A 12089-nucleotide genomic window follows, 5' to 3' on the forward strand; every position below is an offset into this window, starting at 1 on the left:
GATCGATGGAGGGAGGTATGGTTCAGGCGACAGGCCGCTCGGGCGCCCGCAGCGCGGTGTCGTCCTGCGCCACGGCGGCTGCCGCAGCCTGGCCAGCGGCCGGTGCGCTGGCTGCATCCAGCCGGGCCAGCTGCTCAGGCGACAGCACCAGCGCCATGGCGCCGAGGTTGGACACCAGCTGCGCGCGTGAACGCGGGCCGATCAGCGGCAGCGCGCCACGTTGCGCCACCCAGGCGATGGCCACCTGGTCGGGGCTGGCCTGCAGCTCGGCCGCCACCGCCAGCACGCTGTCGAGCACGGCGCTGCGCTGGGCCGAGTCCTCGGCCTGGAACACCTTGCCGCCCAGGGCCTCGGCCCGGCCTGCCTCGCCCTTGCGGTACTTGCCGGTCAGCATGCCGCCGCCCAGCGGCGACCAGGTGACCGGCGCGATGCCCAGTGCCTGGCAGACGGCGAGCACATCGGCCTCGGGCGCACGCTGCACCAGGCTGTATTCGAACTGCGCCGCGGCGATGGGCACGGCGCGGGTCAGTTCGGCCAGCGTCGCCGCGCGCGCCAACCGCCAGGCCGCGAAGTTGGACAGGCCCGCATACAGGATCTTGCCGGCGCGAGACAGGTCGTCCAGGCCGCGCACGATCTCGTCGGACGGCGTGAGCCCGTCCGGTTGGTGGACCCAGTACAGGTCGATGCGGTCGGTCTGCAGCCGGCGCAGGCTGGCCTCGACCGAGGCCACCATGGCCCGGCGGCTGTTGCCGGTGACCAGGCGGTTGGCGTCCGGCGTGGCGCCGCTGGTGTATTTGGTGGCGAGGAAGAAGTCCTCGCGCCGCCCGGCCAGCAGCGTGCCCAGGATCTCTTCGGACTGGCCGAACTGGTAGATGTCGGCGGTGTCGATGAAGTTGCCGCCCGCCTCGGCATAGGTGTTGAAGATGGCGGCGCTCTCGGCCGCGTCCGCGCCATGGCCCCAGCGGCGGCCGAAATTCGCGGTGCCCAATGCGATCTGCGCCAGCGGCACGCCGGTGGTGCCCAGGGTCTTGTATTGCATGTGTGCCTTCGTTCGCTGCGATTCAATGCGCGGCGCGGTAGCGCAGCGCCGGGCTGTTGGTGGACAGGTGGGCCGCCATGGCGCGGCGCGCGGCCTCGAAGGCGTCCCACTCCTCGGCCTGGTGCAGCGAGGGAATGGTCACGCGCTCGCCGCGGTCGAAGCCCAGCAGCGCAGCGTCGACCAGGTCTTCGGCGCGCATCACGATGGCGGCGTCCAGGTGCTCCACCGGCAGGCCGCCGGTGGCCCAGAAATCCGTGGCGGTGGCGCCGGGCAGCACGGCCTGCACGTGGATGCCCTTGCCGGCCAGCTCGTGCTGCAGCGACTGGCTGAAGGCCAGCACGAAGGCCTTGCTGCCGCCGTACACGCCGTTCAGCGTCTCCGGCGAGACCGCGACGATGGACGAGATGTTGATGAGGGCGCCGCGGCCGCGCGCGACGAAGCCGGGCACCGCCGCATAGGTCAGCCGCGTGAGCGCGGTGACTTTGAGCGCGATCATGCGTGTCATCGCCTCCACGTCGCTCTGCAGCAGCGGCGTGTGCGTGCCGATGCCGGCGTTGTTGACCAGCAGCGTGATGCTGGCGTCCTGCCGCAGCTTGGCCTCCACGCTGGCCAGCGCGGCGGTGTCGTTCAGGTCGGCCGGGAACACTTCCACTGCGCGGCCGGTGCGCGTGCTGATGCCCTTGGCCAGCGCGTTCAGCCGCTCGCGGTTGCGGGCGACCAGCACCAGGTCGTAGCCGCGCTGTGCCAGCCGTTCGGCGTACAGCGCGCCGATGCCGGTCGAGGCGCCGGTGATGAGGGCCGTGCCCGGATGTGCTTGTGTCATGTGTCGCTCCGTCGTGTTCAGGTTGGGATGGGACGCATGTTGCGCCGTGCGGCGCATGGCGTAAATGACGTATATAGTGCGTTTTCAAGACATCGACGAAAGGCATCTCCATGCACCGCCTCGGCTACCTGCTGCCACCGGGCTTCCAGGTCATCGCCCTGGGCACCCAGGCGGTGTTCGAGTTCGCCAACCTGGTGGCGGGCGAGCCCTTCTATGCCGTCGACAACTACGCGCTGGGCGGAGGCGAGGTGCATGCCTCGTTCGGCGTGTCGGTGCAGACACGCGCGCTCACCGCGCGCAGCCAGGCCGACACGTGGATGGTGGTGGGCGTGGTGAATCCTCTGGCCGCACCCGCGGCACCGGAGCTGCTGCGCCTGGTGCGCAAGCTCGGCGCGCAGGCGCGCCGCACCGTGGGGCTGTGCACCGGCGCCTTCTTGCTGGCCGAGGCCGGCCTGCTGGCGGGCCGGCGCGCCACCACGCACTGGGCCCATGCCGAAGCCATGCAGCAGCGCCACCCCGACATCCAGGTCGAGCCCGACCGCATCTACATCGCCGACGGCCCGGTCTGGACCTCGGCCGGCATGACGGCCGAGTTCGACCTGGCGCTGGGCCTGGTCGAGAAGGACCTGGGCGCCGAAACGGCGCGCGCCGTGGCGCATGGGCTGGTGATGCACCAGCGCCGCGCGGGCGGGCAATCGCAGCACTCCGAGATGCTCAAGCTCGCGCCCAAGTCCGACCGCATCCAGCAGGCGCTGGAGCACGCGCGCCGCAACCTGGCCGGCCCGCTGAGCGTGGAGGAGCTGGCCGAGGCCGCGCACCTGAGCCCGCGCCAGTTCAGCCGCGTGTTCACCGCGGAGACCGGGCAGTCACCGGCCAAGGCGGTCGAGGGGCTGCGCCTGGAGGCGGCCCGCCTGATGGTCGAGCAGGGCCGCCATCCGCTCGAAGTGGTGGCACGCGAGACGGGTTTCCGCGACCGCCGCCACCTGCGCGAGGCCTTCCTGCGCGGCTTCGGCACGCCCCCACAGGCGGTGCGGCGCGGCGCGCGCGACGCCGCGCACTGAGCCTACGCGCGCGCGTCCGCCAGCACCCAGGCCGCTGCCTTCTCGGCCATCATCAAGGTCGGGCTGTTGGTGTTGCCGCTGGTGATGCTGGGCATGGCGCCCGCATCCACCACGCGCAGGCCGGCGATCACGCCGCCCTTGCCATCGCGCACCCGCAGGCGGCTGTCCAGCACGGCCATGGGGTCGCCGTCGCGGCCCATGGCGGTCGTGCCCACCGGGTGGAAGATGGTGGTGGCGATGTCGCCGGCCAGGCGCGCCAGGTCGTCGTCGCTCTGGTACTGCGCGCCGGGCTTGAACTCCTCGGGCTTGAACTTCGCCAGCGCGGGTTGGGCGGCGATGCGCCGCGTCACACGCAGCGAATCGGCGGCCACCTTGCGGTCGGCATCGGTGCTCAGGTAGTTGGGCGCAATCGCCGGCGCATCGCCGAAGCGCGGGCTCTTGAGGCGCACGCTGCCGCGGCTCGTCGGGTTCAGGTTGCAGACGCTGGCGGTGAACGCCGGAAAGCTGTGCAGCGGCTCGCCGAAGGCGTCGAGCGAGAGCGGCTGCACGTGGTATTCGAGATTCGCATAGGGCTGGCCAGGGTCGCTGCGGGTGAACGCGCCGAGCTGCGAAGGCGCCATGCTCATCGGCCCGCTGCGCGACAGCAGGTACTCCAGCCCGATGCGGGCCTTGCCCGCCAGCGTGGAGGCCAGCACGTTCAGCGTGGGCGCGCCGCTGATCTTGTAGACCGCGCGGATCTGCAGGTGGTCCTGCAGGTTCTCGCCCACCCCAGGCAGCTCGGCCTGCACGTCGATGCCGTGCTGGCGCAGCAGCGCGCCCGGTCCGATGCCCGAGAGCTGCAGGATCTGCGGCGAGCCGACCGCGCCGGCGCACAGCAGCACCTCGCCCTTGGCGCGCACGGTGACGAGCTCGCCACCCGTCCAGACCTCCGCACCGGTGCAGCGCAGGCTGCCATCGCCCTGGCGCTCCAGCAGCAACCGCGCCACCTGGCCACCGGTCCACAGTTCGAAGTTGGGCCGGCCGTAGCAGGCCGGCCGCAGGAAGGCCTTGGCCGTGTTCCAGCGCCAGCCGTTCTTCTGGTTGACCTGGAAGTAGCCCACGCCCTCGTTGTCGCCGCGGTTGAAGTCGGTGCTGTGCGGCACGCCGGCCTGCTGCGCAGCCTGGGCGAAGGCGTCCAGGATGTCCCAGCGCAGGCGCTGCTTCTCCACACGCCACTCGCCGCCGGCGCCATGCATCTCGTCCGCGCCGAGATAGTGGTCCTCGTGCTGCTTGAAGGCCGGCAGCACGTTCTGCCAGCGCCAGGCCTCGTCGCCCGTGGCAGCGGCCCAGCCGTCGTAGTCGCGCGCCTGGCCGCGCATGTAGATCATGCCGTTGATGCTGGAGCAGCCGCCCAGCGTCTTGCCGCGCGGGTAGCGCAGCGTGCGGCCGTTGAGGCCGGCGTCGGGCTCGGTCTGGTAGAGCCAGTCGGTGCGCGGGTTGCCGATGCAGTAGAGGTAGCCCACCGGAATGTGGATCCAGTGGTAGTCGTCCTTGCCGCCGGCCTCGATCAGCAGCACGCGCTGGCGCGGGTCCTTGCTCAGGCGGTTGGCCATCAGGCTCCCGGCCGTGCCTGCGCCGATGACGATGTGGTCGAAGGTATTGCTGCCGCTCATGCGTGTGTCTCCCTGGGGGCGCGAGTGTCGCCTGCACGCACCAGCGAAGCCAATGAGTTCTGACCCCTACTGGTATAAGCGGCGCAAATATGAATCCCGCCCTGCTCGACCTGCACCTGCTGCGCGCGTTCGTCGCCGTGGCGCGCCAAGGCAGCGTCTCGCGCGCGGCCACGCAGCTGCACCGCACGCAGCCTGCACTGAGCCTGCAGCTGAAGAAGCTGGCCGAGGCCAGCGGGCTGGAACTGTTCCAGCGCGGCGCCCACGGCATGGTGCTCTCGGCCGATGGCGCCGCGCTGCTGCAGCTGGCCGAACGCACCCTGGCCGCGGCCGACGACTTCGCGCGCGGCGTCGAGCGGCTGCACGGCAGCGCGCGCGGCCTGCTGCGCATCGGCACCATCCTCGACCCCTCGTTCCTGCGCCTGGGCGACTGGCTCGGCGCGCTGGTGCGCTCGGCGCCGCAGATCGCGACCGAGCTGCGCCACGGCATCAGCGGCAGCGTGATGGCGCAGCTGCAGCAAGGCCAGCTGGACGTGTGCTTCTACCTGAGCCCCAGCCTGGCCGCCACCGAGGCGCTGCAACCGGCGCTGGCCGGGCGCACGCTGACGCGCTTCGACTACCGCGTGGTGGCGCCCGCCGGCTGGGGGCCGCAGGTGGCGGGGCGCGACTGGGAAGCACTGGCCACGCTGCCCTGGCTGGAGACGCCACCCGAGTCCGCGCACCACCGGCTGCTGCAGGGCGTGTTCGGCCCACGCGGACTGGCACCGCGCCGTGCTGCGCTGGTCGACCAGGAGGCTTCGATGCTGGACCTCATCAAGTCGGGCGTGGGCCTGTCGCTGGTGCGCGATGCGATCGCCATGCGCGAGAGCCAGCAGCATGGCCTGGCCGTGGCGGACCAGGTGCGCATCGGCTGCGAGCTACAGTTCGTGTGCTTGGCGGGGCGGCGGGAGGACGCGGTGGTGCAGGCGGCGTGGAGGGCGCTGGAGCAGGTGTGGGGTTGAGACCGGTGACGGTCACGGATCCGCTGCATGCGGGGCGCCCGGAATTTCAATCCCATTGCGTCTCATCGCAGCTTGCAGTGCCTTGATGTTCTCTCGCTTCTCGGCGATCGCGCGACCTTGACGGCTGAGGGCATCCTCGAGCTGAGCGATCTTGGCTTCCCTCGATCTCAGCGCCGCCTCAAGCTCGGCGACGTGCCGATCTTCACCGGCCGTCGCGCGCACCACATCCGGCGCAGGAGCAACCGCTGGTGGCAGGTCGCCCAGCGTGGAGTACGGAAAAGCGCGCCGACAGCTCCGCGGATCGCGAACACCAAGGCGTCCACACCAGTATGCGTCGATGCGTTCGCACAGTTGGAAGTAGAGCCTGTCGAAATGCACATCACAGGCCTCGGTATCGATGGTGTGTGCCCAGGTTTCTGGCATGGCCGGAAGAACGCCTTGATTCTCCCGTACCCACGCCGTGAAGGCATTGCGATAGCCGCCGCCCGAATGCGCATGGACCAGCTGGTTCCTCATGCCATTGAGCAAATCTGCAACCGGTCGATCCACGCCCAGCATCCGCGCTGTCGCTTCGCCACCCAGCTGTCGCTGCCCATCCAGCATCTCGACGCATATCATGAGGAGCAGGTAGCGCATCTCCAGGAAGAGCTCCGGGCTTTTGCCTTGTACGGTGATCGCCGCCGCGAACCGCAACACCTCGAACTCGTCCTGCGGCATTTGCAGCAAGGTGCGGAGCATGTCGTGGATCGGCGCTCGACACACGCCCCCATCCTTGAACATGGGCAGCTGGCTCGGAGGTGGTGTCGCAGCAGAGCGATACAGCGCGCAGCGATCTGGCGACATGCTGAGGACGTAAGGCAGAGGCGCGCCACAGGCCAGTTGCAAGGCAGTGCTGAGACGGCCCCAGCCCTGTGCGGGCAGCTCGTCGCTGCCAAGGAAGATGCCGTTGGCGCCAGCGCTGAGCACGATGGCTTGGTGCCCTGGACACTCCACTGCAGAAGGCAGCCACATGCTCTGAGGCCAGTTCTGCAGCAGCACCCAATGTGCGGGGCGCGTGCGCGGGCCCACGAGGTCGAAGTCAACCCGCTGCGCCTCAACAGGCTGCATCCGCAGGCGCTGCTCGTCCACGGAATTGTCAGACCACTCATCTTCCGGCCATTCCCTCAGTGGATTGATCCGCCTCACCCTTAGCTCGTCAGCAGAGAGCGTCCAAGGCCCGTGTTCCAGCACCACATTGCGCAGCAAGATGGGCACAGGGGGTGAGCGACGCCACTCCACATCCCTGAGCACTCCCAACAGGTCGGAATCAGGTGCGAAGCGCAGTTTCGAAAGCAAGCTCGCGTGGCGTCCAGAAGACTGCGAGCCTGTGCGCACTGCAGTGGTCCTCCGGAAGAAGAAGATCGGCGCGGCCAGCCCATTCGCCTTCCGCAAAAATCTGCGCGAGATCCACCATCTCGAATCCTTGCTTGTGGGCGGGCACTGCTCGCCTGATGACGCGTTTCAACCCCACGAGCGCGTCAGCAGTTCATCCATGGCATCTGCAATGCGCTGCCCGTCGTCCGCCAGGGACACCACCTTTTGGCCGAGTTGGTCCACGGCGACGGACACCGTGTCCAAAGGATGCAGCACCACATCGACGCCCTCGATCCGAAACACCGGATTCAAGCGCGAGCCCGCCATGCTGCCCTTGCGCGGCAGTTCCGCGCGCAGAACCAGCGGCACCACGACACGACGCCGATAGCCGTCGGACAGCGATGACTGCACCACCACGACGAACGGAATCGCATCGCGCAGGCTGCCCCGGTTGCGGTGCACGTCGAACTGCGCCATGGCACCGTCCTCACAAGGTGGTGTGTTCGTCCGCCAAGGAGCCAATCCTGGCGTGCACCTCGTTCCAGCCCGCAGTACAGGCATCGGCACGCTGCCGACGCTCGGCCTGCGCCGCGCTCTCGCGGTGGACATATTCGGTCAGCAAGGCTTCGACCGTGGCCGACAGATTGGGACTGTAGCGACGCGCCTCATCGACCAAGGCTTCGTTCAGGCTGAGGTTGATTGCACGTTTGCGGCGTTCGGCCAGATCGGTCATATCGGCATCCTTGATGCGCATGGCATGCGCACGCCAGCAGTCTAGCAAGCGCGCTCGATGCATGTAAGGCCTGCAGTTTGCGCAGCTGCCGTCATCAGCGGTCTGTGGTATGCCAGGACAATCGACGCGCTCCATCGTCATCCATCCATTCGCTGTCATGTCCAACGCCAACGCACCCCACCCCCTGGTCCTCGTCCCTGGCCTGCTCTGCGACGCCATGCTTTGGGCGCCGCAGATCGAAGGGCTCGCCGACATCGCCGACGCCTGGGTGCCTGCGCCCACGCAGCACGCCACGGTCGACGCACTCGCCAGCGCTGCGCTGGCCGCCTGTCCGTTCGAGCGCTTCGCGCTGGCCGGCCTGTCCATGGGCGGCTACATCGCCATGGCCATGCAGCGCCAGGCGCCGCAGCGCGTCACGCACCTGGCCCTGCTGGACACCAACGCCGTCGCCGATGCGCCGGCCGCCAGCGCCGCACGCCGCGAACTGGTGGCGCGTGGCCGCGCCGAAGGCATGGGCGCCGCGGCGGACGCGCTGCTGCCACGCCTGGTGTGGCCGCAGGCGCCGCGGCATGCGGCGCTGCGCGCCACTGTCCGGAGCATGGCCTGGAACGTGGGCGTGGACGCCTTCGCGCGGCAGCAGGAGGCCATCATCGGCCGGCCCGATGCGCGCGGCGCGCTGGCGGCCGTGGCCTGCCCCACCTTGGTGGCTTGCGGCGCGCACGACCTGCTGACGCCGCCTGCGCTGCACGAGGAAATGGCGGCGCTGGTGCCCGGTGCGCGGCTGCAGGTGTTCGCCGATTGCGGCCACCTGAGCACGCTGGAGCAGCCCGGGGCCGTGAACCAGGCGCTGCGCGACTGGCTGGGCTGAAGCTTCAGCGGGGCAGCGCGGCGGCCAGGACCTGCGCCGCACGTCTGAGTCGTCGCCATCGATCGCCACCGAGATGCGCGCAGGCGGGACCGATGGTGGCTTGCAGCGCGGCGCGGTGCTCGCCGAAGTAGTGCATGGCCTCGCCGTCGCCCTGCTCCAGCAGCGCCTGTAAGTGCGCGCGATGGCGGCTGGCGGCTGGCGGCCAGGCGGCCGTGGCCGTTGGCAGCTGGCGCAGATGCGGTCACCGCAGTCACTGCGGGCACCGCGTACTGGAAGACAGCGACCAGCGCACCGAGGCGGCGCGCCAGGCTTCGAGTGCTGGGGAGAGGCTGCCAAGGCGTCGCCCTGGTCATGGCCGCCTCCAGCTCGGCGGCCATGCCTGCAGCGGCGAAGCCCCCAGATTGCCCGCCAGTCCTCGCAGGATAGTCCCCGCCGCCAGCGACGGCACCGCTGCAGCCGTTGGGATGGCCGGCACCGGCAGCCCCTGCCGCGGCCGCATCGAGCGCACCAGCGCCTGCCAGAGTTGCTCGGACTCGATAGGCGTGGCCACGAAGTCCTTCATGCCGGCCGCGGCACAGCGCTCGCGGTCTCCCTGCACGGCGTTCGCCGTCATGGCGTTCTGCTCGGGAGCGCGAGGGCGCCAGGGGCGCGACAAAACCTAGGCAGTGAGGCATTTGAAGGTCCTTCCTTCAGGCGCCGAAGCCCTCGGCGAAGGCCCGGCGCAGGTAAGCCACGAAGGCCTCGACCGCGCGCGGCACGTAGGGCGCGTAGGGCCGGATGGCGTACAGCGTCTCACTGAACTGGCCCTCGACCTTCCAGTCCGGCAACACCTGCTGCAGCTGGCCGGCGCGCAACGCAGCCTGGGCGCTGAAGTCGGGCACCAGCGCGATGCCCAGGCCAGCCAGCGCGGCGTCGCGCAGCGCCTCGCTGTTGTTGGCGGCGAAGGCGCCGGCCACGGGCACCACCAGGCGTTCGGCGTCGCGCAGCAGCGTCCAGCCCGCCACCTGGCCAGCGCGCGGGTAGTGCAGGCAGTCGTGTGTGCGCAGTGCGTCCGGGTTGGCCGGCGCGCCGCGTCGGCGCAGGTAGGCTCGGCTGGCCACCAGAAGCGAGTGTGTGGGCGCCAGCAGCCAGGCCACATGCGTCTCGGGCGGCGCGGCGGTGTGGCGCACGGCCAGGTCGAAGCCTTCCACCGCGAGCGGACGCAGGCCGTCGGACAGGTCCAGCTCCAGCCGCACCTGCGGGTGCGCGCGCAGGAACTCGGGCAGGCGCGGCACGAGTTGCTGGCGTGCGAAGGCCACGGGCGCCGTCACGCGCAGCAGGCCCTGCGGCGCATCGGCCAGGTCGCGCACGGCGGCGAAGCTCTGCTGGATCTGCGCGAAGGCGCCGCGGGTGCCGTCGGCCAGGCGCTGGCCGGCCTCGGTCAGCCGCACGCTGCGCGTGGTGCGCTGCACCAGCGGCACGCCAGCGGCGCGCTCCAGCTCGGCGATGCGCTGGCTCATGGCGGCCTTGCTGATGCCCAGGCGTGCCGCCGCGGCTGTGAAGCTGCCGTGTTCGCCGAGCACGGCCAGTGCGTGCAGCGTGCTCCAGAGCGCGTCGGTTTTTTCGGAAGACATGGTGTGTATTGTTCACCATGGCGAACAATCAGTTCAGCCGGCCTGCCTGTACAAGGCCTGTAGCGCTTCCTAGACTTGCGGCCTCTCCCACTCTCACGCGAGACAAACCCATGAAGCGCGACCTGCCTGCCACCCCCGCCTACACCGACAGCGCCGAACTGGCGCACTTCATCGCCGGCCAGCCCTACCAGGGCGTCGGCGAACGCACCCAGGCGGTGTTCAACCCGGCTCTGGGCACCGAGGCCCGCCGCCTGCGCCTGGCCGCCAAGCCCGATGTGGACGCCGCCGTGGCCGCAGCCCAGGCCGCCTTCCCGGCCTGGGCCGACACGCCGCCGATCCGCCGCGCCCGCGTGCTGCTCAAGTTCCTGGAACTCGTGAACGCGCGCAAGGACGAACTGGCCGCCATGATCACGGCCGAGCACGGCAAGGTGTTCACCGACGCGCAGGGCGAGGTCTCGCGCGGCATCGACATCATCGAATTCGCCTGCGGCGTGCCGCAGCTGCTCAAGGGCGACTTCACCGACCAGGTCTCCACCGGCATCGACAACTGGACGCTGCGCCAGCCGTTGGGCGTGGTCGCCGGCATCACGCCGTTCAACTTCCCGGTCATGGTGCCGATGTGGATGTTTCCTGTGGCCATCGCCGCCGGCAACACCTTCATCCTCAAGCCCAGCGAGCGCGATCCCTCGCCCTCGCTGTTCATCGCCAAGCTCCTGAAGGAAGCCGGCCTGCCTGACGGCGTGTTCAACGTCGTGCAGGGTGACAAGCTGGCCGTCGACGCGCTGCTGGAGCACCCGGATGTGAAGGCCATCAGCTTCGTCGGCTCCACGCCGATCGCGCAGTACATCTACGAGACCGGCGCGCACCACGGCAAGCGCGTGCAGGCTCTGGGCGGCGCCAAGAACCACATGGTGGTGATGCCCGATGCCGACATCGACCAGGCCGTGGACGCGCTGGTCGGCGCCGGCTACGGCTCGGCGGGCGAGCGCTGCATGGCGATCTCGGTGGCGGTGCTGGTCGGCGACGCGGCCGACAAGCTGATCCCCAAGCTGGCCGAGCGCGCAAAGACCCTGGTGGTCAAGAACGGCATGGAACTGGACGCCGAGATGGGCCCCATCGTCACGCAGCAGGCACTGGAGCGCATCGAGGGCTACATCGCCACCGGCGTGCAGGAAGGCGCCGAGTTGCTGGTGGACGGCCGCAACTTCAAGGTGGCTGGCCACGAACAGGGCTTCTTCACGGGCGGCACGCTGTTCGACAAGGTCACGCCCGAGATGAAGATCTACAAGGAAGAGATCTTCGGCCCGGTGCTGGCCTGCGTGCGCGTGCCCGACCTGGCCGCGGCGGTGGACCTCATCAACAAGCACGAGTTCGGCAACGGCACGGCCTGCTTCACGCGTGACGGCAATGTGGCACGCGAATTCGCGCGCCGCATCCAGGTCGGCATGGTCGGCATCAACGTGCCAATCCCGGTGCCCATGGCCTGGCACGGTTTTGGCGGCTGGAAGAAGAGCCTGTTCGGCGACATGCACGCCTATGGCGAAGAGGGCGTGCGCTTCTACACCAAGCAGAAGTCCATCATGCAGCGCTGGCCCGAGAGCATCGGCAAGGGCGCCGAGTTCGTGATGCCGACGGCCAAGTAAGCTACCGTACGACGACTTCTCAAGGGCCGGCGAGTATCTCGCCGGCCCTTTTCATTTGCATCGGATTGGCCCGAGCAGATCACCGCAGACAGCAATGCCTGACAACATTCACGAATCGAAGGCCCAAATAAAAACGCCCCAACCTCGTTGGAGGTTGGGGCGTTTTCGGCTGTAGGAGCCTGACGATGACCTACTTTCACACGGGAACCCGCACTATCATCGGCGCAAAGTCGTTTCACTGTCCTGTTCGGGATGGGAAGGAGTGGTACCAACTTGCTATGGTCATCAGGCATAACTTGTTGCTGC

13 protein-coding genes and 1 rRNA gene are annotated in these 12089 nt (G+C 69.3%); 4 read left to right on the forward strand and 10 right to left on the reverse strand.

Annotation, left to right across the window (positions count from 1 at the left end):
- Positions 1-22: 22 nt before the first annotated feature.
- Together DES41_RS35335 and DES41_RS35340 are read right to left on the reverse strand one after the other, a co-directional pair.
- Positions 23-1039 (reverse strand): aldo/keto reductase, encoded by a 1017-nt coding sequence (locus DES41_RS35335; RefSeq protein ID WP_114472363.1) that lies wholly within the window; start codon positions 1037-1039, stop codon positions 23-25.
- A 22-nt stretch (positions 1040-1061) separates the two neighbouring features.
- Complete coding sequence (locus tag DES41_RS35340; protein ID WP_114472385.1) at positions 1062-1862, reverse strand: SDR family NAD(P)-dependent oxidoreductase; 801 nt, start codon at positions 1860-1862, stop codon at positions 1062-1064.
- Positions 1863-1972: 110 nt separating this feature from the next.
- Here DES41_RS35340 and DES41_RS35345 point away from each other — a divergent pair, with 110 nt between their 5' ends.
- On the forward strand, positions 1973-2923 hold the full coding sequence (locus tag DES41_RS35345; protein WP_114472364.1) for a GlxA family transcriptional regulator: 951 nt from the start codon (positions 1973-1975) through the stop codon (positions 2921-2923).
- Positions 2924-2925: 2 nt separating this feature from the next.
- Here the strand turns inward: DES41_RS35345 and DES41_RS35350 are convergent, their stop codons facing one another.
- Positions 2926-4575, reverse strand: coding sequence for a GMC family oxidoreductase (locus DES41_RS35350; protein ID WP_114472365.1), 1650 nt, complete (start codon positions 4573-4575; stop codon positions 2926-2928).
- Positions 4576-4664: 89 nt separating this feature from the next.
- Here DES41_RS35350 and DES41_RS35355 point away from each other — a divergent pair, with 89 nt between their 5' ends.
- Positions 4665-5573: a LysR family transcriptional regulator gene (locus tag DES41_RS35355; protein ID WP_114472366.1), complete on the forward strand. Its 909-nt coding sequence runs from the start codon at positions 4665-4667 to the stop codon at positions 5571-5573.
- A 12-nt stretch (positions 5574-5585) separates the two neighbouring features.
- Here the strand turns inward: DES41_RS35355 and DES41_RS35360 are convergent, their stop codons facing one another.
- From DES41_RS35360 to DES41_RS35370, 3 genes are all read right to left on the reverse strand, one after another.
- Complete coding sequence (locus DES41_RS35360; RefSeq protein WP_147283050.1) at positions 5586-6908, reverse strand: hypothetical protein; 1323 nt, start codon at positions 6906-6908, stop codon at positions 5586-5588.
- Between the two features lie 165 nt (positions 6909-7073).
- A complete protein-coding gene (locus DES41_RS35365) occupies positions 7074-7403 on the reverse strand; it encodes a CcdB family protein (protein WP_114472368.1) in 330 nt (109 codons plus the stop codon).
- Between the two features lie 10 nt (positions 7404-7413).
- Positions 7414-7680, reverse strand: a complete 267-nt coding sequence (locus DES41_RS35370) for a type II toxin-antitoxin system CcdA family antitoxin (RefSeq protein WP_245966027.1) — start codon at positions 7678-7680, stop codon at positions 7414-7416.
- 136 nt (positions 7681-7816) lie between these two features.
- Here DES41_RS35370 and DES41_RS35375 point away from each other — a divergent pair, with 136 nt between their 5' ends.
- Complete coding sequence (locus DES41_RS35375; protein WP_114472369.1) at positions 7817-8527, forward strand: alpha/beta fold hydrolase; 711 nt, start codon at positions 7817-7819, stop codon at positions 8525-8527.
- A 4-nt stretch (positions 8528-8531) separates the two neighbouring features.
- Here the strand turns inward: DES41_RS35375 and DES41_RS39720 are convergent, their stop codons facing one another.
- The 3 genes from DES41_RS39720 to DES41_RS35385 form a co-directional block, all read right to left on the reverse strand.
- Entirely contained in the window at positions 8532-8663 is a 132-nt protein-coding gene (locus DES41_RS39720; RefSeq protein ID WP_281277265.1) for a hypothetical protein, read from the reverse strand.
- 213 nt (positions 8664-8876) lie between these two features.
- Positions 8877-9140 (reverse strand): response regulator, encoded by a 264-nt coding sequence (locus DES41_RS35380; RefSeq protein ID WP_114472370.1) that lies wholly within the window; start codon positions 9138-9140, stop codon positions 8877-8879.
- Between the two features lie 76 nt (positions 9141-9216).
- Positions 9217-10140 (reverse strand): LysR family transcriptional regulator, encoded by a 924-nt coding sequence (locus DES41_RS35385; protein ID WP_114472371.1) that lies wholly within the window; start codon positions 10138-10140, stop codon positions 9217-9219.
- A 110-nt stretch (positions 10141-10250) separates the two neighbouring features.
- Here DES41_RS35385 and DES41_RS35390 point away from each other — a divergent pair, with 110 nt between their 5' ends.
- On the forward strand, positions 10251-11783 hold the full coding sequence (locus tag DES41_RS35390; RefSeq protein WP_114472372.1) for a CoA-acylating methylmalonate-semialdehyde dehydrogenase: 1533 nt from the start codon (positions 10251-10253) through the stop codon (positions 11781-11783).
- 177 nt (positions 11784-11960) lie between these two features.
- On the opposite strand, the gene rrf is transcribed toward DES41_RS35390, so the two are convergent.
- Positions 11961-12073, reverse strand: a 5S ribosomal RNA gene (rrf, locus tag DES41_RS35395).
- Positions 12074-12089: the final 16 nt, after the last annotated feature.

The sequence above is a fragment of the Pseudorhodoferax soli genome, from assembly GCF_003337555.1.
Lineage (GTDB): Bacteria > Pseudomonadota > Gammaproteobacteria > Burkholderiales > Burkholderiaceae_C > Pseudorhodoferax > Pseudorhodoferax soli.